The sequence below is a fragment of the Psychroserpens luteolus genome, assembly GCF_021032705.1.
Lineage (GTDB): Bacteria > Bacteroidota > Bacteroidia > Flavobacteriales > Flavobacteriaceae > Psychroserpens > Psychroserpens luteolus.
Window position 1 is genome coordinate 22,359 of the sequence record NZ_JAHVXI010000007.1, and the last position, 21,407, is coordinate 43,765.

Below are 21,407 nucleotides of genomic sequence, written 5' to 3' on the forward strand. Positions count from 1 at the left end.
TTTTAGTTGTCTTTAAACAGCGAAGCACGAGTACTTAAATCTTCAATAAGCTTTTCATCTTCTTCACTTTCTAGAAGAATATTATAGTTTTTCCAAAAGTCTTTATTATAAGGCTTTGGAGAGAAGATATCCATATCCCATTTATCATTAAGAGCTGTCTTAATAACTTCTTTATCTAAAATTATTTCGGAGAATAGTATTTCCTGTACAGTATAATAGTAACGTTCTTCTTTATTATAACGTTCCTTCTCTTCGTCACTTACTTTCTCATCAGCTTTAAAACCAACATTCACCAACTTGGGTGTTTCATAATAAATATAGTTAGGATACATTTTATCTTCATATTCAATATAGGTAATCACCAACTTATGATTAACCTGTGTATCGAATAATCGCTTACTTCTTACCTTTTGAGCATCAGAAGCAGCAATGAGTTCATACTCTATCTTTTTGATTGCATAGTTATCATAATAAATATATAACCATCCATTAGCTACATAACCCTCATTAAAAATACCTTTAGTACCTAGTCCTACAAAATCTGTACTTTCTGAAATTTTAATTTTATAGATCTTTCGGTCGTTATCTACTAGTATTGTATCCAATTCAAATTGATGCTTATCTAGGATGTTTTCTCCAAATAATGCTTTAGCATCATCAGAATTTCGCAGAAGATTTAATTTCCCTTGAAATATATTCTGAAGACCATTAACTCGATTGTCATTCCATTTTATAGCATCTACTAATTGGGAGGTACGCAACTGACTGCGTCTGACATCTTTAGGTTTTAAGCGGCGACTTCTTGTGGTTTGATTTTTATAGGATACATATGAAAAAATACTATCTACATCTCTCAAGTCGTAACTCTTTCGCATTTGATCTACATTGATCTTCAAGTAATCTGAACTTTTAGAACCATAACCAGAATCGTAAACAGTTATCGCACTTTCGATAAGCCATTTAAATTCTACTTTGTTACGTTCCTTATGTCTTAAAAATCCTTTTTGAATGTAGGCCGAATCTGGCAAATTATTAGAGAGCTTTTCCATAGCTCTAAGCACTATTTCGTTTCCAGTTTTTGGTCGTGTTTCGGCAATAAGGACGATCTCATCTAATGAAGCAACATCTTCTTCTAAGTAGACGTCGACTGAATTATCAAACTCATTGACAGGCACCTTAAAACTTTTATAACCAATTGACGAAATAATTAAAGTATCTTTTTCAAATTCTTGAGGTACTTGAAGTAAAAATTTCCCATCCGAATTACTTACCGTACCTATCGTTGTATTCTTAACGTAGATACTAGCACTTTCAATAGGAAGCAAGGTTGTAAAATCTACAATCTTATTTTTGACTTCTGTCTGCGAAGTTGCCGTAATTGTAAAAAACAGTATGCTAAATGCAAGACCATATTTTAAATGTTTAATTCCCATACTAAGTATTCTATTTATTAACCGAACCGTTAGTTCATACTATTTCCGAAGAAAAATTAAGTCGCTGGTTTATAGTCTTTATCATCAATTGTCATCTTCGCTATGATTTCTCTGAGTATCTCCGAAGTACCACCACCTATTGGTCCTAATCTGCTATCGCGCAATAATCTTGCCATTGGGTATTCTTCCATATAACCATAGCCTCCTAAAAATTGAAGACATTGGTATATCACCTCATCGGCCATTTTAGTTGATCTTAGCTTTGAGATCGTTGCTTCTTTAACTACATATTCACCTTTATCTAAACGACTAGTAACCGCATAATTAAATTCTTTACACATGATCATATCTGCATAACAATCGGCAAAACTATGACGAAGTGCTTGAAACTTATCAATAGACTTTCCAAAAGCTTGTCTTTCGCTCATATATTGTTTTGCATAATCTAAAGCATACTCTGCTCTTGCATGAGCATTAACTCCCATAATTAAGCGCTCTAAAGCAAAGTGTTGCATGATGTATGGAAATCCTTTATTTTCCTCTCCCATTAGATTTGAGGCTGGAATCTTGACGTTATCAAAAGCAATTTCACCTGTATCAGATGCACGCCATCCTAATTTATCCAACTTAGTTGCTGAAACGCCAGACACATCACGATCTATAATAAAAATACTAATTCCCTTGTTTCCAAGTTCTGGGTTTGTTTTTGCTGCAACCACTAGATAGTCACTATAAACACCATTAGTAATGAATGTTTTAGAACCATTTATCACATAACTATCGCCGTCTTTTACTGCTGTAGTTCTCATTCCTGCAACGTCACTTCCTCCAAAAGGCTCGGTAATACATAAGCATCCTATTTTATCTCCACTAATACTTGGAGCCAGATATTTCTCTTTAATGGCATGATCACCTTCTTTATTAACATGTGTCATTGCTAAATATGCGTGTGCCCAAATAGCCGCTGCAAATCCTCCAGAATCAATTTTTTGAAGCTCTTCAAGCAGAATAACAGTGTAAAATAAATCGAGATTCATTCCTCCATACTCTTCCGGATATGCCAACCCAAAGAAGCCCATCTCACCAAACTTTTTCCATATGAAACGTTCAATATGCCCAGTTTCTTCCCATTTTTCGATATGAGGAACAACTTCTTTTTGTAAAAAATCTTTTAAACTTTGTCTGAATAATTCATGTTCTTCGGTGAAGTACATACTGCTCATGGTTTGCTTTTTTAGTAATCATTAATCGAATGTCAAATATAACTCAATTATCTCACTTTTTTTAACAGGAAAACCTTTAACTTTCATTAATTCATCTAAAGATTTAAATCCTTCTCTAAGCGTACGCTGTTCTATGATATTATAGGCAATTTCGTAATCAATGTATTTTATGGTAACCAGTTCTTCTATTGTAGCTGTATTAATATGTATTTTAGTAATAGGTGTTCCTGATTTAACAGTAAACTGGTTTAAAACACGACCAATAACCTCTGGAGACAAACCATATACCTCCTTAAGTTGAACATCTGCCACAAATCCACCTTTTCTATTTCTATAATTTACGATACGTTCAGAAAGCGCCTCTCCTATACCATTTACTTTTTTTAATTGTAATGCTGTAGCTGTGTTTAAATCTTGTTTTTCAGCAAATGTTTTAGGTTTTGAATTTTCTGAAAATGAACTATTGTATTGTCGCTTTGGTTTTGGATTTGTAACCCAATCTGGAAACTTAAAATATGGAGATATTTCTGCTAAAAGCGCATCAGACACTTGAGTGACCTTTTGAAACTCTGTCGCAGAATTAACCCATTTATTTTCTTCTCTAAACTTATGAAGTCTATCAAGTTCTTCAGCAGACATCCCAAGCGTATATCCTTTATAATCTGTAATAAAATTAGGGTTAAACGGAAATATTTTGGGTTGGCTATTTTTTAATTTCAATTGTTTGAGTGAATCCACTTCTGCTCTGTACGCCTGTATCAGAGCAGTATCGTTTTCAAATTCTTCCGAGGAAAAATCAACAACATAAATAGCACATTGAATAGCTAGTATGAGAAGTATTAATACGAAAATCCCACTCCGTTGTTGTTTTGTAAACATGAAGTGGGATTTTAGATTTGACATATCGTAATATGTTTATTTCGATTTATTCGCTTTTATAGCATCTAAATAACGTGTTAATTGCTTCCTAACCACAGGGAATAAGAAGAATAAACCAATCATATTAGGGAAGATCATAGCGAAGATCATGGCGTCTGAGAATTTCCATATTGATCCCATACTTGCTGCTGCTCCAATAACAACGAATAATAAAAATAATACTTTATAAACTAAATCTGCTGTCTTACCTCTTCCGAATAAAAACTTCCATGATTGTAAACCATAGTAAGACCATGATATCATTGTAGACACAGCGAATAGTACTACGGCTATTGTTAAGAATATATTTGAGTAAGGTATGTATTGAGCAAATGCTTTAGATGTAATTCCGGCACCTTCAAATGGTTGACCGTCAATAAAGACAACACCTGAACCATCTCCACCATATTCAAAGAAACCTCCAAAGTTAAAAATCACGATTACTAAAGCTGTCATTGTACAAATTAAAACTGTATCAATAAACGGCTCTAAAAGTGCTACTAACCCTTCAGAAGCTGAATATTTTGTTTTTACAGCTGAATGCGCAATTGATGCCGAACCAGCACCTGCTTCATTAGAGAATGCTGCTCTTTGAAATCCGACTAATAATACACCAATTATTGAACCAACACCAAATGCTGTTGGGTTAAATGCTTCATTTACAATTAAACCTATAGCATCATCAATTAAACTAAAGTTACTAAAAATGATATATAAACACGCAGCTACATACATCACAGCCATAAATGGCACCACCTTTTCTGTTACTTGGGCAATACGCTTAATACCTCCAATAATAATGATACCTACTAGAATGGCTAAAACCACACCCACAATAGCACCTGCAGCTGAACTTTCCCAATTAAATAATTCTTTAATTACGATAGTTGCTTGATTAGATTGTGCTGCATTTCCACCACCAAAAGATCCTCCAATACAAAACACAGCAAATATAGCTGCTGCTACCTTTCCTAAAGTTTTAAATCCTTTTGATTTTAGACCTTTACTAATGTAATACATCGGACCTCCATATACTGTTCCATCTTCATCTACATCTCTATATTGAACACCTAAAGTACATTCAACAAATTTTGTTGACATCCCAAGCAATCCACATATAATCATCCAAAATGTAGCTCCAGGTCCACCTAGTGCAATTGCTAGTGCAACACCTGCAATATTACCATTACCTACAGTACCGGAAACTGCGGTCGCAAGCGCTTGGAAATGACTCACCTCCCCTTCTTTACTTTCATCTCTAATTGTTTCTATAGCATCTCCACCTGGTGTAGGGTCACCATACATGGAGTCTGAAGTTGCATGATCTATATCGTCGTATTTACCTCTAACAACATTAATCGCTTTTCCGAAAAAACGAACATTAGGAAAACCAAAATAAATTGTAAAAAATAGTGCACTACCTACCAATAAAACCAACACAAATGGAATGGTAATAGTATCACTTTGATAAACAGGAAAGAAAATTGCATCAAAAAAGCCATCTGCTACAGGCTGAAATGCCTCGTCAATTTTTTGATCAAGTCCTTTTTCGTCATCTTGAGCATATGTTAATAATGGTAAAATAACGGCGAAAATTGAAAGAAGATATTTCTTCATACTTGAAGTATTTAAAATTAGTTAGTTTTTATTAAGGCCACAAGATGCTAAAAAAAATCGACTTTTTAAAGTACACCTTGTTAAAATGAAAATGAGATTAGTCTATACCATAAAGCGAGTTAAGCTTTTGTATTTGCTCTGGGCGCCCTAAAACGATAATTTTCGAGTTCGGCTCTAATTTCATGTCGGCTTCTGGGTTAACAATGTAATCTCCCGAACTATCTTTATAACCTATTACTGTACAACCTGTTTTCTTTCTAAGATCCAAGTGTCTCAAGGTTTCTATCTTAGACGTGGTGAACAGCTTCTCTACGCCAACCTCTTCAATGTTTACATTTCCTTTTCCAACTATGGATAGGTTATCGATGAATTCTATTAAATCTGGTACAACTACTAAAGATGCCATATGATCTCCTCCAATCATATCTGGTAGAATGACATTATTTGCACCTGCCAATTTTAATTTTTGATAGGACGTTTCTTGTGATGCCCGACTAATGATGTTCATTTTTTGATTAATCTGCCTTGCAGACAATACCACAAATAAATTATCGGCATCATTTGGCAAAGCAGAAATCAAGGTTTCTGCTCGATCAACTCCTGCCTGTAATAAAATTTCATCTTCATTAGCATTTCCTAATACAAAAGGAACCATCTCACTCTGAAACTTTTCAAGTACTTCTTTATCTTTTTCTATGACAACAAAAGGCTTTTTATAGGCAAGAAGTTTTTTTGCTGCTTGTTTTCCGTTTCTTCCATAACCACAAATAATAATATGGTTTTTAAAGCTATCGATTTTCTTTTGCATCTTTTTCTGTTTTAATTCTTCATAATTATTCTTGCTTAAAATATATTCGGTAATTACTGTAATAGCATATCCAAGGATAACAACGCTGGCCATAATTAGAAATATAGTAAAAACCTTAGCATTGTCATCGAGTGGCTGAACCTCTCCAAACCCAACTGTAGTTACTGTAATAACGGTCATATACAATGAATCTACCCAAGAATAATCAGATATAATTTTAAAGCCTAAGACACCAATAATGAGCAGGAATAACAACAATAGAACTGCTGTATAAATCTTTCCTTTAAATAATTTTATTAATGGGCTTATTGGTCTAATCACGTGTTAATTAGTTTAAAGATCAAATACTGAGGAGCGTTTGGTATAAACAATATCCTTGATTTTAATCCAGAACGCAAAAAACAAATACAATGCAAAACCAAATCCGAGAGTAGCAAACGTCAAATACATAAATGAAGTCCGCACCACTTTTGCTCTAATTCCTAAACGATCAGCAATACGCTGACACACATAATAGCCACGCTTTTGAAAATAGTAGAGTATTTGATAAAATATTTTCACACTGCAATTTAAACTTTATTTACTTAAAAGTGAATTTCCAATAGCACATTTTAAACACTTGTTTTTATTACAATAGTTTTGCTTAAGTTGAAGGAGTCCTTGAGAGGTCATTGCAGATTTCGAAACCAGTTTTAAGGTATTAAAACCGTCAATAATCGAATTATTTTCAGAAGCAATACTATCTATAATTTCAACTATTATATCCTCTTTGCTCTCCATTTTTTGCCTTGCATGATAAAATTTTAAAGGCAGTATCGCATTAATTAAAAGCAAATCGACAAAAGATTTGGTTATTATTTTTTTTGATGGTTTCGTTTCTTTACCAAACGTATAGTGTGATTCCCAAAATGATGATGTTGGTACTTCAAAGAGCGCGTAATAATCTGAAAGTCTATCAATAGACATGGCTTTAGAAAAAAGATGATGTTCTTTAAAATACAAATTGGCCAGTTGTGATAATCGAATAGTTGGAAAATTTAAAGGTCGTAATCTAAAAAACTGTAGCGGAATAACACCGTGATTTTCTAACTGAAATTTTTGTTTCAAGAACCAATATTCGTTCTGCAATTCTTTATAGTAAGGATGACTAAAGTTATCATTAAGCAATCTGGATTGCCCAAAAAACAATGCTTCTAGTGACAGTACATTACTTTGGGATTTTCTAATTACCGAAAAATCCATAGAGTTAGCCAAACTAAAAAATGAATCGCCGTTAACTTTAAGTCCGAAGGCTTTAGCCAACAACTTGAACAACACAGCTTCCCAATTATTTTTTGAAGATTCAAGTAGTTCTTCTATATGCTTTGATTTATGTTCTAAGCGTTCAAAATATAAGCGTTCTAACCAATGTATGATTACAAAATCTGAAACATCAGCGAAGTCTTTCTCACAATTAATCCATGTGTTTTTGGCTGTAAAAAGCCTTTGATAATTAGCTAGTAAATCTTTATTAATAATTGACTTAAGCTCTAGAGTAGGAATTATTGAATTATCATGTCTGTAAATTTCGGTGTCATGCTCATAAACGACATGCAATATGACATTATCATAGGACGAATCCTGTTCGTGACCATGAACAAACCAATCGCTTGACTTTATATGAACTTCTATATTGCCTGCCCAAAGCTGGTTTCCAATACGCAACTGACCATTGAAAAAATCTGGACCGCTATTGGAATTCAATCTTCCACCCGAGATTATTTCCAACGGTTCATGCTGCGTAGTCTTTAAATCAAAAACATCTATTTTTTTATAATTCCATACATAATGAAGAAATGCTTCTTGCATGAATACAAATATATAGAATATTTTCTATATATAAAATTACACATCAAATTATTAATACTTTTCAAAAAAATAACCGAACTTCGTTTAGCACCATCAAAAGGATATCATGAAAAAAACTCATCTACTAATAACACTATTAATTTCAATTGCAAGTTTTGGTCAAAACACACCGCTCGAAAAATATGCAGCGGCAGAAAAGCTTTTAGAAACCAATCAAATTGATTCTGCATTTATAAAGTTCAGTGAATTAGAAAAAAGCATTCCTGAAAATGACACCCTTTATGAATATGCTCTATGGTATAAAGTAATGACCGCTACACATTTGGAAGAATTAAATAGGTATAGTGAAAAGTTTGACAAATCCTTAGAGTATGGATTAGCAGCATTAGAAGGTATTGAAAAAGGAAAATTCTTTTTTGAACAAGATTTTGCAAAACGTGAGTTTTTTATGATTAAAAACATTACAGTATCTCATCATGGTCTCGGTCATTTTGATGAAGGTAAAAAATGGAAAGCTAAATTATATGAAGCTAAAAAAAATGATGTTTTGCCAGATGGTATTGATCAATATTTCAATTATGATTTTTTTAGGTTTGAAGACAAAAACATTTGGGGTTACGAATGGTATGAAGAATTGCCAAAAGATCGCTTTTCAAAAAGTTTTACTAAGGTAGTTTATTATGTGTACAGTACCAATCCAGATGGCTCAGACAAAGATCAATTATATCGTTTACACGTTTTAATGTTTCATGGATCTAATGATAATTTTGACTACGTTATGACCAAAAGACTTGGAACCGCAACCGAAGGTTTCAGCGGCTCTTTATATGCCTACACTTACAAAGAGGATATTGATTACAAAAAGTTAAAAAATGACGTTAAAGAAATTTTGAAAGGAAACACAAAACCAGATACAGAGCGTGTAATTACAAAAGGTAAAGACGGAAAAGTGAATGTTGATATTAAAATGAAAAACGATAAAAAACAAAAAAATGATTAGTCAATAGCCCTTGAGTATTATGATCAATTTTAAATTTAAAGGCAACATTCTGATCGTATCTATAGCGCTGCTCATATCCTGCTCTAAAGAAAAGAAAGAACCTTTTCCCATACCAGAAAATGCTGTAACTTTAATTGCTGGAGATTCAATTAAAGTATGGAAACTCGCTAGAAGGACTAATAACAATGTGAGAATGAATATGGGCGATTGCTTTCTCTCATACAGAGCTACTTATACAACAGATAGTATTATGTATGATAACAATGGAGCATTTAGAGATTGTGGCGAAACATTAACAACGCATTGGACACTTTACGAAAGTGATGATGGTTATCCTTATATTAAACTGAAAGGTGAACAACTCAAAAAGCTAATGCATCTGGATGTAGATTATAAATTCTTTAAAATTCTTGATCTCAGTAATTCTCAAATGGTTTTAGAATTTAGACATAAACAGTTTTCATCAAAAGAAACTACGATTATAGATGTCTTTGTTCCTGATAGTGTATCTATAAAGGATAGGGATTTTCACTGGTAGATTCTAAGTGTAACAAAACGAATTCTGTATCATCTATATGATATGAAAATATACTACTCAATCATTCTTCTTACTGTTGTTATAGTTCAGAATAGTTATGGACAAAAAGCTAAAAATGAACCTTTTTCATACGATGATGAGATAGAATTTTACTGGAAAACAGAAAACGATAGTTTAGTACTTAAAGCAAAAAATAAGTTACTAATTCCAACTGAAATTATTATAAGAGAGCGGAAAACGAACAATGAAGTGCAATCTATATTATTAAAAGCAAAAGATAGTATAACTATAGTCTCTCGTGTTCGCAACAAACCAGACACTTTAATAGCCAAACAATTCAATAAACGCCTAAAAATTGGGTATTATTATGGACATAAATCACTTATAAACCCAGATACAACTTATCAATATCGTTTACCGTTTCAAAAAGGAAAAAAATATGCAGTGAGCCAAGGATTTAGAGGAAAATCATCCCATAGTAAAACGTCCTCTTTATACGCCATAGATTTTCAATTGGACATTGGTGAACCTGTTCATGCTGCTCGTGAAGGGTTAGTCGTTCAGGTCATTGATTGGTATACAGAACATGGTGATAGATCATTCATAAAAAAAGCAAACAAAATAGTTGTATTGCATAGTGACGGAACTATAGCGTCCTACGTGCATTTAGATTATAAAGGCAGCTTTGTAAAGATTGGCGAGTATATCACAAAAGGGCAAAAAATCGGCACTTCAGGTTTAACAGGGTTTACTCGCGGACCTCACCTTCATTTTGTAGTTAGAAAGGAGAGGGATATCGCTATTCCTATTTATTTTGAAGGTTATAAAAAGAAAGAATTAAAACGCCGAAAACGTTATAAGGTCAAAAACTAACTATATAAACTCGGCTTCAAAAAGCGTTTTAAAATGTTTGAGTAGTTTTTCCTTTACTTCATTTTCACTAACAACTGTGGTACCTAACTCAACGTTAAGAGAAGTCACTGCTTTACCTCTAATCCCACAAGGAATAATATTGTCAAAGTAGCCAAGGTCTGCATTCACATTGAGTGCAAAGCCATGCATTGTTACCCAACGACTAGCACGAACTCCCATTGCACAAATTTTACGAGCAAATGGCGTTCCTACATCCAACCAAACTCCTGTTTCACCTGGACTACGATCAGTCTTTAATCCGTATTCTGCTAAAGTGAGAATAATCACTTCTTCTAGAAAACGCAAGTATTTATGAATATCTGTAAAGAAATTATCTAAATCCAAAATAGGGTAACCCACAATTTGACCAGGACCATGGTAAGTAATGTCTCCTCCTCTATTTATTTTGTAAAAGGTCGCTCCTTTTTGGGTTAATTGTTCTTCAGACAAAAGCAAATTGGACATATCGCCACTTTTACCTAAAGTATAAACGTGAGGATGCTCTACAAACAGAAAATAATTATCTGTCTCTAATCCAGCATCCTCGCGTCTATTTTTGATTTTAGTATCTAAAATACCTTTAAAGAGTTGCTCTTGATAGTCCCAAGTATCTTTAAAGTCTCTAGTTCCTAAATCTTCAAGTTTTATGTTTTTATTCAATAGTCTAGTCTTCTAAAACCACATCTAAAGTCATCTGTTCTGGTGATTTAATCATTTCAATAAAGTTCATAGTGAGCCTTACCGTTTTTCTATCTTTACTAATCTCTGCATTCTTGTTAGTTACAGATTTAACAGGCTTCGGGAAGTTGTAAACTAAAGTATAACTCATAGCTTCAAACATCTCTTTAGCTTCACCCATTTCAGATATTTCCTTGTTAAGTGCCTCTATATTTTCTGGTGATTCATCATAACCTTCTTTTAAACTCCTAGAAAATGTTTTTCCGTCGTATGAAAAATCAACATATTCAAACATACCTTCCGACGCTTTTGCCACTTGACTTTCTCCCATTTTTGAAAACGAAGGATCAGACTTAGAATTTAGTGTTTTTGCGTCTTCAATATTTTTAAGTGTTTCTGGTAATTCGTCTAAACTCTTAAAAGAAGATCCTATTCCAATGTTAAATAGTCCTTCTTCTTGATCCATTTTCATTCGCATAACAATATTCTCTAGCGCTTTAAGCTTATCTTGTTCTTCCTGAGGTAATTTGGCGATACTGTCAGCTTTTTCAACTAACATATGCTTAAAGTAAACCACACTATCCATTTTAACTTTTTCCTTCTCTTCATTACTTTGTCCACCTCCCATTTGCTCCTCGAGTGTCTTCATAACTTCTCCCATGTCATAACTGATCATGAACTCTCCAGATCCGTCTTCTTTAAAAGTGATTTCTTCGGTAAAATTGCAACTGGTTAATAAAAATAAGCTGGCTAGTACAAATAAATATCGTTTCATGTTTTAAAAATATAATTGAATTAGAAACGCAAAGATACAATTTATCTTTCAGGATTGTTAAGAATAACTAATGCAGCTATAACGCCAGGAACCCAGCCGCAAATCCATAATAGAAAAACAATAAAGATTGATCCACAACCTTTTCCAATAACAGACAAAGGCGGAAAAATAATAGCGAGAATGACTCTCCAGAAACTCATAATTTAATTTTTTTGATGATTGATGATGTAGTTATAGGACGTTGGCTTTATCAATTTGTTACAGTTCGGCGATTCCATGTATCTTCATTTTCTATTAATTAAAAAAATACTAGTTTAGTGCTGTGAGAAATTTATATTACATTCTTAGCTTTTTTCTCTTCGGAAATGTTGCCACAGCTCAACATAACTTTAAAGGTTATATTGATAACGACCGCTGGCAAAATGAAGTTTATTTATCTGTGATTGAAGATTACCGAACACTTGAAGGGATCAACGATGAGCAAATCATAACCAAAGTCACAACAGGTCCAGATGGTTTTTTCCAATTTACAGGAAACCAACTCGACACAGCACACAAAATTTATAAGCTTCATGTTGATAATTGTACATCATTTAATCAAGGAAGTAATCATTTTGAAGGTCATTGTTCTGATAGCAACGATATTTTATTTATTGCAAAAAACACCGATACCATAACATTTCCGCTATCATTTGATGCGCAAATGTTTTGCGACATTGTTTCTACTAATCCGCGCACAGCAGCTTTTATAAAAGTAGATTCACTAAAAGAAGTGATGAAGTTTGCTTATTCAGAATTTAGAAGCAAAGCCAGTAGAGATCTCAATAATAAAAAGTGGTTTAAAACACTACAAGATTTTGGAGAAACCTTAGATGAACCCTTAGCCGAATTGTACATCTATGCGTTTTTATCAGATCGTGGCAATCAGTTTCATGACTATTACCTTGAGGATCTGAAAGCTAATTCATATTATGATGGTTTATTAGAGCGGCTACAAGATAAATATCCAAATACATCGTATACAAAACAGTATGAAGCTGAATTGACTTCAGATAAGTTCATTGCTTTCCCATTAAAAGAAAGTTCTGGTTTTAACTGGATCTATGTTGGTATTGTAGTATTAATCATATCACTCTTTTTCAATTTTTGGTTTCTTATTTCAGCTAAAAAAAGAAAAGCTAAACAGCACACCCAAGCCAAAGAGCAACTTACAAAGCAGGAACAAAATGTACTTGATCTTTTATTAGATAATAAAACAAATAAGGATATTGCAGACGCACTTTTTGTGAGTGTAAGTACAGTAAAAACACATGTTAACAACGTTTACAAGAAACTAAATGTGAACTCTAGAGACGAATTAAAGTCCCTGTTTAACAGTTAGTTACAAAATTCAACCTAGGGACTAGTACTCATTTCAACCCTTATTTTTACAAATTTCACATCGATAATTTTGATGTTTGCTTTCATATTAATCATTTAAAATTTCAATTATGAAACGAACATTAAACATTGCAATCTTATTAGTATTAACATTTAGTCTTTTTAATGCTGCAGCACCTATTAATTATGACATTTACAATACAAAAGTTGCCGTAATCAAGTTTAAAACCGAAGTTGTAGACTATGGAACTATTACTCAAAATTCTGATGGAACTAGACTTTTTTCATTTACAAACACAGGTGATGCACCTTTATTAATTACAAATGTAAAAGCGAGTTGTGGTTGTACTGTACCAAGCTATTCTAAAGCGCCTATTTTACCTGGTGAATCAGGAGAACTGAGTATTAAGTATGACACGAAAAGACTTGGAGCTTTTACCAAGACAATTACTGTAACCTCCAATGCTGAAGGCGGTAACAAGATTCTTAAAATTAAAGGAAATATTGTCGCTTCTAAATAGCAAATAGCATCTACCCTTTCGACTGCAATCAAAAGGGTAGATATTTTTCTTCTCATTAATCTTAAACCATCAACATGATTAAAAACATTACTATTATAATAATCACACTGGTTATTACAGCTCAAATATATGCGCAACCTCTTAATCAAGAAATTGCTCAAGAGGGAGAAACTCCTTTTCTACTTGGTAAGATTGATAAAACCGGATTAACCTCTGGCACCTACAACACATGGTTTTCAAAAAACTATAAAGACTACATTATAGATGAATTGATAATTTCAGAATTAAAACAAAAACTAAAAGATTACAACATTACGTTGTTTATGGGAACGTGGTGTGGTGATAGTAAGCAGGAAGTTCCACACTTTTATAAAATCTTAGACGCTTGCAATTTTCCTAAGGAACAATTAACGGTTATTGCAGTAAGCAGAAAACCCTATATGTACAAACAAAGTCCAAACCATGACGAAGCTGGCCTAAATATACATCGCGTACCAACTTTTATTTTTTACAAAAACAGAACGGAAATCAATCGAATTGTAGAACATCCTGTTGAGACTCTAGAAAAAGATATGCTAAATATTGTAACCACAAACACGTATAAATCAAATTATCAAATCGTTACTAGAGTACATGAGATATTAAAAGAAGATGGACTAAACGGATTAAAAAAGAAAAGCAAAAAACTAATCAAATCATTTGAAGGAAAAGTTTCAAACATGTTCGAACTCAACACCTACGGACGCGTGCTTTATACCAATAATAACATAGATGAAGCTATTGAAGTTTTTAAACTAAACACAAAATTGTTTCCCGACAACCCAAGAACTTTTATGAGCTTAGCCAATACCATAGGTGTTAGTGGCAATTCTAAAGAAGCCATAAAAGTTATGGAAAAAGCAATAGAACTATTTCCTAACAATGTTGACCTTGTAAAAAATCTTGAAGCTATAAAATCTAAATAATAGAAACAGTTGGGTTTAAGACCATCAGGATTTTAAAACCTGATGGTTTTTTTACGTTAATTCTTGTAAATAATGTAATTTTGCACCTCAAAATAAATTTAGAATGCAACTTTCAGAACAAGAATTGGTAAGACGCGATAAACTCGCAAAATTAAGAGACTTAGGCATTAACCCTTATCCTGCAGATTTGTTTCCTGTAGATCAAACATCTAAACAGGTAAAAGATCTATTTGAAGAAGGCAAGAAGGTTATTATTGCTGGTCGATTAATGTCTCGTCGTATTCAAGGAAGTGCAAGTTTTGCAGAACTACAAGATAGCGCTGGCAGAATTCAAGTGTATTTTAATAGAGATGAAATCTGTGCAGGAGACGATAAAAGCAAATACAACGATGTGTATAAAAAATTGCTTGATATTGGAGACTTCATTGGTATTGAAGGCGAATTATTTACAACTAAAGTAGGCGAAAAAACAGTAATGGTAAAAGACTTTACACTATTAAGTAAAGCATTGAAACCTTTACCTCAACCGCGTGTAGATAGCGAAGGAAAAGTACACGATGCATTTACTGATGCTGAGCAACGCTATAGACAACGTTATGCAGATTTGGTTGTAAATCCGCATGTGAAAGAAGTTTTTGTCAAGCGCACAAAACTCTTCAATGCAATGCGTGAGTTTTTCAATAACTCAGGTTATTTTGAAGTAGAAACACCTATTTTACAACCTATTCCAGGTGGTGCAGCAGCACGACCATTTGTAACACATCACAACAGTTTAGATATTCCATTATATATGCGAATTGCTAACGAGTTGTATTTAAAACGTTTAATTGTTGGTGGTTTTGATGGTGTGTATGAGTTCTCTAAAAACTTCAGAAATGAAGGTATGGATAGAACACATAACCCTGAGTTTACAGCTATGGAAATCTATGTATCCTACAAGGATTACAATTGGATGATGGATTTTTGTGAACGCTTATTAGAGCATTGTGCTATGGCTGTTAACGGAACGACCAAAGCTACATTTGGAGAACACAATATCGACTTTAAAGCACCTTATGCTCGTGTAACAATGGCTGATTCTATCAAGCATTTTACTGGGTTTGACATTACTGGTAAAACAGAAGATGAAATTCGTCAAGCAGCAAAAGATTTAGGCGTTGAAGTTGATGACACTATGGGTAAAGGAAAGCTTATTGATGAGATTTTTGGTGAGAAATGTGAAGGCAACTATATCCAGCCAACCTTTATCACAGATTATCCAAAGGAAATGAGTCCATTATGTAAAGAGCATCGCGATAACCCTGATCTAACAGAACGTTTTGAATTGATGGTCTGCGGAAAGGAGATTGCCAATGCCTATTCTGAGCTAAATGATCCAATTGATCAACGTGAACGATTTGAGCATCAACTGAAACTCGCTGCAAAAGGCGATGACGAAGCTACAGAATTTATAGATTATGATTTCCTTCGTGCTCTAGAGTACGGCATGCCTCCTACGTCTGGAATGGGAATTGGAATGGACAGATTGATCATGTTCTTAACCAATAACCAATCGATACAGGAAGTTTTATTCTTCCCTCAAATGCGTCCAGAGAAAAAGCAAGTAGAAATGACCGAAGAAGAAAAAGCTGTTTTTGAAATGCTTAAGTCTAATTCACCAATCGACTTAAACGCTTTAAAATCGCAATCTGGATTGAGTAATAAAAAATGGGATAAGACCATCAAAGGCTTAACTGGTAAAAAAGTAGCCAAAGTGGTAAAAAATGATGATGGGTTATTTGTTGAAGTGATCTAACACAATAATTATAATTTGGATGAGTTTAAGAAACCAAACCGTATGACTTTGACTCTAAAACTAAAACAGAATTATAAAGCATATCTACTTATTGGATATGCTTTTTTGTTGATTGTTCATTTCATTTTGAAAGATCATATATTTCCAATTAGCATTGTTTTTTATGCATTCCCAGTTCCTATTCTTATACTATCTGGATTATTTTTAGTGTTATTATTTTTCCGCAGAAAAGTATACCGTTTTGGTATTTTGGCGTTAGTGATTCTATTGTCTCTTCATTGGTTACAGGACTATTACATGTCTTCCGAAATTAAAACCCCTAAAGACACATCAAAAATTTTATTTTGGAATCTGGCCAAAAGGAAACAATTATCTGTATCATATCTTTCAAAACAAGTCAATACTTACCAACCAGAAATTTTAGCTTTCGTTGAAGCACCTCATACCACATTAAAAAACCTAGATTCCCTAAAAAAGGTGTTGCCAAATTACAATTTCATGCCACTTAAAGGCGCAATGCTGATTGCTGCTAAGCATGACATTGAGTTACTTGAATTTAGTATCCTTGAAGATGCCTATAAGATTAATTTATTAGAAATCAATACCAAAGATTCTAAGTTAAAACTCATTATAACCGACCTCACAGCAAATATATTAGTGAACAAAAAGAATCCTTTGGCTTTTGTATCTAATTTTGCAAAAACCAATAATGTAGATCTTGTTGTTGGTGATTTCAACACACCCTATGAAAGTGTGTTCTTTGAAACTTACAAAAATGACTTTACAAGTTTTCATGAGTACACTAATGGATTTACTGCCACTTGGCCACTCGGTATCCCTTTGTTTGAATTAGACCACATATGGTTAGCCAATAGGCATTCGCCACAAAGCCTAATCAAGTATTACAGCGACGCTTCAGATCATGCGCTACTGATTTCAGAGTTTATCATTAATCAATAACTCATATAAGCAGTTCATAGTTAAGTTGATAGCTGAAAATTATCATCACAACGATTAAATCTTTTTGTTGAGAAAGATTTTTATTACATTCGCAATCAGCTATTAATCAGAAAAACAACCCAAATGTTAAAAAAAACCTGTCTACTTGTATTATTCGCTAGTTTTTTACTGAACTGTAATAACGACGACGACTTTGTCGCAGCCTGCGAAACCGTTACTAACGTTACCTCAACCGTAATTACTAATAATTCGGCTATTATCACATGGGATACCTCGAGCGTATCAGCATTATATACGCTAGAATATGGTGTTACTGGATTTACAATTGGAAGTGGAACAACACAATCTGAAACAGATACTAACGCAGTTCTATCAGGATTAGAACCAGCCACCACTTACGATGTGTACATACAAACTATATGTACAGCAACAAACGTGAGCATGTATTCTGAAGTATTTACCTTTACAACAGATGCACCTTTTGTCGTGCCTGAGTTTCTGCCTACACTTTCAGAACTGAACCTTTATGGAGGTGAAAGTTTAGATGTATTGAGACCAACGACTTACGGCTTTCAATATGAACTAAGCACGGCATTATTTACAGATTATGCACATAAGCAACGTTTTATGGTGTTGCCACAAGGTGAAAAACTCACCTATGATGGAGACGGTCTTCCCCTTTTTCCAGATAATTCTGTAATTGTAAAGACATTCTTTTATAATAATGATGAACGTGATTTGAGTTTAGGACGCAAAATCATTGAAACTAGAGTTTTAATAAAAATAAATGGATCTTGGGAAACTGGAGATTACAAATGGAACGACGAACAAACGGAAGCATTCTTAGATCCAAATGGAAGTATAGTACCTGTAACATATATTGATGCCGATGGAGACACCAATAATGTTAATTACCAAATCCCTTCAGATACTGATTGTTTTACATGCCATAGAATTGGTGACGATAAAACGCCAATTGGTCCAAAAATGAGAACACTTAACTTTAATGTGAGTGGCTTAAATCAGCTACAGAGTTTAATCAATAGTGATCTTATTGATGGCCTGACAGATCCATCTTCGGTTAGCGTATTACCAAAATGGGATGATGATGTTAACTATACTTTAGAAGAGCGTGCTAGAGCCTATTTTGATGTTAATTGTGCACATTGCCATATTGAAGGTGGTTTATGTGAAGTACAATCTACATTGCGATTAGATTATGAACGCCCTTTCGCCGATTCTAATATTCAAAGTAGAAGAAATAGTATTATCAATAGAATTTCAACCTATAATCAAGGGTTTAGTATGCCATTAAATGGTACAACTATGGTACATGATGAGGGTCTTGCTTTAATCTTAGAGTATTTGGATACTATAGAATAATAATTAAATTTTATCATTAAAACATCAAAAGAGCTACTACTAAGTAGCTCTTTTTGTATTATTTCTAGGCATTTATAGTTAAAATAGTATTAAAACTAGAACTTACTTTTTTATGCTCATATGAGATTTATTATTTTCGTTAACTAATTTTAAAAATCAACCACTTTGAAACATTTTTCTATTAAACTACTTTTAGTAGTTTCCGTATTCTTTGTTGCTGTTTCGTGTTCATCAACGAAAAAAGCCAGCAAAGCAAAAACAGCCACAACTGCGGCTAAACCTCCAGGAAAAAAACCAGGAAAGAACGATCCAAAACCTTATAATAAAGTCATCACTAAGGATGCAAAAAGTGATAAAGGATTATTTACTGTTCATACCTTAGACGACAAATATTTTTACGAAATACCAGATTCTCTCTTTGACAGAGAAATGCTAATGGTTACTCGTATTTCTAAAACTGCAAGCGGATTAGGTTTCGGTGGCGGAAAACAAAACGAACAAGTTTTACGTTGGCAGAGAAAAGGAAAGAAAGTCATCTTACGCGTTGTATCTTACAATGTTGTAGCTGATGATTCACTTCCTGTTAGTGAAGCCGTTGTGAATTCAAACTTTGAACCTGTATTGTACACCTTCCCTATAAAAGCTTATAGCAAAGACTCAACGAGTACAGTAATTGATGCAACACCTCTATTCCAAAAAGATGTAAAGTCTTTAGGGTTGCCTCAATTTAGAAGAACACCTTATAGAGTGACACGTTTAGAAAGTGACAAATCTTTTATTGAAGGTATTAAAAGTTACCCAAGAAATATTGAAGCTAGACATGTAAAAACCTATGCTGCAGGAAGACCACCATCTAACTTTAGCACAGGAAGCATTTCTATAGAAATCAATAACTCTATGATTTTGTTACCAGATAACCCAATGAAGCGTCGTTATTTTGATGAGCGTGTAGGATGGTTTACAAGTAACACGACAGATTATGGATTAGAAGATCAAAAAAGTAAGTCTCTTACGTATTTAGATCGTTGGAGATTAGAAGTAAGAGATGAGGACATTGCCAAATTTAATAGAGGTGAATTAGTTGTTCCAAAAAAACAAATTGTATACTATATAGATAGAGCGACTCCTGTAAAATGGAGAAAATATATCAAGCAAGGTATCGAAGACTGGCAAGTTGCTTTTGAAGCCGCTGGATTTAAAGAAGCCATTATTGCAAAAGACCCTCCTTCAGTTGAGGAAGACCCAGAATGGAGCCCAGAAGACGCACGTTACTCTGTTGTACGTTATTTAGCATCTCCAATTCCAAATGCCAATGGTCCTCACGTAAGTGACCCAAGAACTGGTGAGATTTTAGAAAGTGATATTAACTGGTACCATAATGTAATGTCTCTATTACGTGGCTGGTTCTTTGTACAAACTGCAGCAATCAATCCTGATGCCCAGAGCCCACAATTTAAAGATGAAGTCATGGGACGCTTAATTCGTTTCGTTTCAGCTCACGAGGTTGGACATACGTTAGGATTGCCTCATAACATGGGAAGTAGCGTTGCTTATCCTGTTGAAAAATTACGTGATGCTGAGTTTACTCAAAAATATGGTACAGCACCATCAATTATGGATTATGCACGTTTTAATTATGTAGCGCAACCTGGTGATGAAGGCGTAGCACTTATGCCAAATATTGGAGTTTATGACAAGTATGCGATTTCTTGGGGATATAGACCTATCTTAGGTAAAACGGCAGAAGAAGAAAAACCAATTCTTAACCAGTGGATTATGGAACATGCTGGAGACCCAATGTATCGTTTTGGTCACCAACAAGCGGGAGACGTTGTTGATCCAAGTTCTCAAACTGAAGATTTAGGTGATGATGCAATGCTAGCGAGTGACTACGGAATTAAAAACCTTAAGCGTATTGTTCCTAATTTAATTAGCTGGACTACAGAAGCTGGTGAAGATTATGACGATTTACAAGAAATGTATGGTCATGTTATTTCTCAGTTTAACCGTTATATGGGACACGTCTCCAACAATATAGGTGGTGTGTACGAGCATTATAAAGCTGCAGGTCAGGCTGGAGCCGTTTATACAGCTGTAGATAAAGATCATCAAAAGAAAGCGATGAAGTTTATTCAAGATAACTTATTTACAACACCAGATTGGTTAATCAATAAAGACATTTTTGATCGTATTGAGTTTACTGGATCTGTTGAACGTATTCGTGCTATGCAGTCTAGAACACTTAATAACATTATGAGTCTAGGAAAAATGCAACGTTTAACTGAAGCTCATACTTACGATAGCGATGCATATTCTCTAACTGAAATGATGAGAGATTTACGTAATGGAGTTTGGAGTGAATTGCGATCTGGTAAGAGAATAGACACTTACAGACGTAACCTACAACGTGCTCATATTGATAGACTAGCATTCTTAATGACTGCTCCTAACCAGAGCGGAAGATCATTTAGCCCGTATGTAAAAGTAACTGGTGTAAATACAAGTCAGTCAGATATTAGAGCTGTGGTAAGAGCAGAACTAAAATCATTACAACGTTCATTACGATCAGCTCGTGGTGCTGATTCTATGAGCAGAATTCATATTGCAGATGCTTTAGAGCGTATTGATGCCATATTAAATCCGAATGGATAAA

General features: G+C 33.9%; 20 protein-coding genes. 10 read left to right on the forward strand and 10 right to left on the reverse strand.

Annotated elements, in window-relative coordinates; all coding sequences use genetic code 11:
* Positions 1-2: 2 nt before the first annotated feature.
* From KWG70_RS15570 to KWG70_RS15600, 7 genes are all read right to left on the reverse strand, one after another.
* Complete coding sequence (locus KWG70_RS15570) at positions 3-1,433, reverse strand: carboxypeptidase-like regulatory domain-containing protein (RefSeq protein WP_230936961.1); 1,431 nt, start codon at positions 1,431-1,433, stop codon at positions 3-5.
* Positions 1,434-1,489: 56 nt separating this feature from the next.
* Positions 1,490-2,656 carry an acyl-CoA dehydrogenase family protein gene (locus tag KWG70_RS15575; protein WP_230936962.1) on the reverse strand — a complete coding sequence of 389 codons (1,167 nt, stop codon included), beginning with the start codon at positions 2,654-2,656 and terminating at the stop codon, positions 1,490-1,492.
* 21 nt (positions 2,657-2,677) lie between these two features.
* The gene (locus tag KWG70_RS15580; RefSeq protein ID WP_230936963.1) at positions 2,678-3,535 is read right to left on the reverse strand and encodes a ComEA family DNA-binding protein; all 858 of its coding nucleotides are present in this window, start codon (positions 3,533-3,535) and stop codon (positions 2,678-2,680) included.
* 36 nt (positions 3,536-3,571) lie between these two features.
* Entirely contained in the window at positions 3,572-5,191 is a 1,620-nt protein-coding gene (locus tag KWG70_RS15585) for an alanine/glycine:cation symporter family protein (protein WP_230936964.1), read from the reverse strand.
* A 97-nt stretch (positions 5,192-5,288) separates the two neighbouring features.
* Entirely contained in the window at positions 5,289-6,320 is a 1,032-nt protein-coding gene (locus KWG70_RS15590) for a potassium channel family protein (RefSeq protein ID WP_230936965.1), read from the reverse strand.
* 12 nt (positions 6,321-6,332) lie between these two features.
* Positions 6,333-6,560, reverse strand: coding sequence for a PspC domain-containing protein (locus KWG70_RS15595; RefSeq protein WP_230936966.1), 228 nt, complete (start codon positions 6,558-6,560; stop codon positions 6,333-6,335).
* Positions 6,561-6,575: 15 nt separating this feature from the next.
* The gene (locus KWG70_RS15600) at positions 6,576-7,847 is read right to left on the reverse strand and encodes a DUF2851 family protein (protein WP_230936967.1); all 1,272 of its coding nucleotides are present in this window, start codon (positions 7,845-7,847) and stop codon (positions 6,576-6,578) included.
* Between the two features lie 106 nt (positions 7,848-7,953).
* On the opposite strand from KWG70_RS15600, the gene KWG70_RS15605 reads away from it, so the two are divergent.
* Genes KWG70_RS15605 through KWG70_RS15615 form a run of 3 tightly spaced genes read left to right on the forward strand, consistent with a single transcriptional unit; the run spans position 7,954 to position 10,258 of the window.
* Positions 7,954-8,847, forward strand: a complete 894-nt coding sequence (locus tag KWG70_RS15605) for a hypothetical protein (RefSeq protein WP_230936968.1) — start codon at positions 7,954-7,956, stop codon at positions 8,845-8,847.
* Positions 8,848-8,866: 19 nt separating this feature from the next.
* A complete protein-coding gene (locus KWG70_RS15610) occupies positions 8,867-9,385 on the forward strand; it encodes a lipocalin family protein (RefSeq protein ID WP_230936969.1) in 519 nt (172 codons plus the stop codon).
* Positions 9,386-9,427: 42 nt separating this feature from the next.
* Entirely contained in the window at positions 9,428-10,258 is an 831-nt protein-coding gene (locus tag KWG70_RS15615; RefSeq protein ID WP_230936970.1) for a M23 family metallopeptidase, read from the forward strand.
* Here the strand turns inward: KWG70_RS15615 and lipB are convergent, their stop codons facing one another.
* The 3 genes from lipB to KWG70_RS15630 are packed head-to-tail and all read right to left on the reverse strand — an operon-like array spanning position 10,259 to position 11,950.
* Positions 10,259-10,957, reverse strand: a complete 699-nt coding sequence (lipB, locus tag KWG70_RS15620) for a lipoyl(octanoyl) transferase LipB (RefSeq protein ID WP_230936971.1) — start codon at positions 10,955-10,957, stop codon at positions 10,259-10,261.
* Positions 10,958-10,961: 4 nt separating this feature from the next.
* Positions 10,962-11,750, reverse strand: a complete 789-nt coding sequence (locus KWG70_RS15625; RefSeq protein WP_230936972.1) for a hypothetical protein — start codon at positions 11,748-11,750, stop codon at positions 10,962-10,964.
* Between the two features lie 41 nt (positions 11,751-11,791).
* Positions 11,792-11,950: a YqaE/Pmp3 family membrane protein gene (locus KWG70_RS15630; protein ID WP_230936973.1), complete on the reverse strand. Its 159-nt coding sequence runs from the start codon at positions 11,948-11,950 to the stop codon at positions 11,792-11,794.
* A 122-nt stretch (positions 11,951-12,072) separates the two neighbouring features.
* On the opposite strand from KWG70_RS15630, the gene KWG70_RS17990 reads away from it, so the two are divergent.
* The 7 genes from KWG70_RS17990 to KWG70_RS15665 all read left to right on the forward strand — a co-directional run bounded on the left by KWG70_RS17990 (position 12,073) and on the right by KWG70_RS15665 (position 21,406).
* Entirely contained in the window at positions 12,073-13,131 is a 1,059-nt protein-coding gene (locus tag KWG70_RS17990; protein ID WP_230936974.1) for a helix-turn-helix domain-containing protein, read from the forward strand.
* A 109-nt stretch (positions 13,132-13,240) separates the two neighbouring features.
* Positions 13,241-13,651, forward strand: a complete 411-nt coding sequence (locus KWG70_RS15640; RefSeq protein ID WP_230936975.1) for a DUF1573 domain-containing protein — start codon at positions 13,241-13,243, stop codon at positions 13,649-13,651.
* A 74-nt stretch (positions 13,652-13,725) separates the two neighbouring features.
* Positions 13,726-14,616 (forward strand): thioredoxin family protein, encoded by an 891-nt coding sequence (locus tag KWG70_RS15645; RefSeq protein ID WP_230936976.1) that lies wholly within the window; start codon positions 13,726-13,728, stop codon positions 14,614-14,616.
* Between the two features lie 103 nt (positions 14,617-14,719).
* Complete coding sequence (gene lysS / locus KWG70_RS15650) at positions 14,720-16,411, forward strand: lysine--tRNA ligase (RefSeq protein ID WP_230936977.1); 1,692 nt, start codon at positions 14,720-14,722, stop codon at positions 16,409-16,411.
* A gap of 42 nt (positions 16,412-16,453) precedes the next feature.
* Positions 16,454-17,371 (forward strand): endonuclease/exonuclease/phosphatase family protein, encoded by a 918-nt coding sequence (locus KWG70_RS15655; protein ID WP_230936978.1) that lies wholly within the window; start codon positions 16,454-16,456, stop codon positions 17,369-17,371.
* 123 nt (positions 17,372-17,494) lie between these two features.
* A complete protein-coding gene (locus tag KWG70_RS15660) occupies positions 17,495-18,754 on the forward strand; it encodes a fibronectin type III domain-containing protein (protein WP_230936979.1) in 1,260 nt (419 codons plus the stop codon).
* Between the two features lie 165 nt (positions 18,755-18,919).
* A complete protein-coding gene (locus KWG70_RS15665) occupies positions 18,920-21,406 on the forward strand; it encodes a zinc-dependent metalloprotease (protein WP_230936980.1) in 2,487 nt (828 codons plus the stop codon).
* Position 21,407: the final 1 nt, after the last annotated feature.

What these genes read in the sequence shown, in the direction of transcription:
- KWG70_RS15570 (WP_230936961.1), bottom strand. Translation starts at nt 1,433, where the DNA reads ATGGGAATTAAACATTTAAAATATGGTCTTGCATTTAGCATACTGTTT.
- KWG70_RS15575 (WP_230936962.1), bottom strand. Translation starts at nt 2,656, where the DNA reads ATGAGCAGTATGTACTTCACCGAAGAACATGAATTATTCAGACAAAGT.
- KWG70_RS15580 (WP_230936963.1), bottom strand. Translation starts at nt 3,535, where the DNA reads ATGTTTACAAAACAACAACGGAGTGGGATTTTCGTATTAATACTTCTC.
- KWG70_RS15585 (WP_230936964.1), bottom strand. Translation starts at nt 5,191, where the DNA reads ATGAAGAAATATCTTCTTTCAATTTTCGCCGTTATTTTACCATTATTA.
- KWG70_RS15600 (WP_230936967.1), bottom strand. Translation starts at nt 7,847, where the DNA reads ATGCAAGAAGCATTTCTTCATTATGTATGGAATTATAAAAAAATAGAT.
- KWG70_RS15605 (WP_230936968.1), top strand. Translation starts at nt 7,954, where the DNA reads ATGAAAAAAACTCATCTACTAATAACACTATTAATTTCAATTGCAAGT.
- KWG70_RS15610 (WP_230936969.1), top strand. Translation starts at nt 8,867, where the DNA reads ATGATCAATTTTAAATTTAAAGGCAACATTCTGATCGTATCTATAGCG.
- KWG70_RS15615 (WP_230936970.1), top strand. Translation starts at nt 9,428, where the DNA reads ATGAAAATATACTACTCAATCATTCTTCTTACTGTTGTTATAGTTCAG.
- KWG70_RS15625 (WP_230936972.1), bottom strand. Translation starts at nt 11,750, where the DNA reads ATGAAACGATATTTATTTGTACTAGCCAGCTTATTTTTATTAACCAGT.
- KWG70_RS15630 (WP_230936973.1), bottom strand. Translation starts at nt 11,950, where the DNA reads ATGAGTTTCTGGAGAGTCATTCTCGCTATTATTTTTCCGCCTTTGTCT.
- KWG70_RS15640 (WP_230936975.1), top strand. Translation starts at nt 13,241, where the DNA reads ATGAAACGAACATTAAACATTGCAATCTTATTAGTATTAACATTTAGT.
- KWG70_RS15645 (WP_230936976.1), top strand. Translation starts at nt 13,726, where the DNA reads ATGATTAAAAACATTACTATTATAATAATCACACTGGTTATTACAGCT.
- lysS (WP_230936977.1), top strand. Translation starts at nt 14,720, where the DNA reads ATGCAACTTTCAGAACAAGAATTGGTAAGACGCGATAAACTCGCAAAA.
- KWG70_RS15655 (WP_230936978.1), top strand. Translation starts at nt 16,454, where the DNA reads ATGACTTTGACTCTAAAACTAAAACAGAATTATAAAGCATATCTACTT.
- KWG70_RS15660 (WP_230936979.1), top strand. Translation starts at nt 17,495, where the DNA reads ATGTTAAAAAAAACCTGTCTACTTGTATTATTCGCTAGTTTTTTACTG.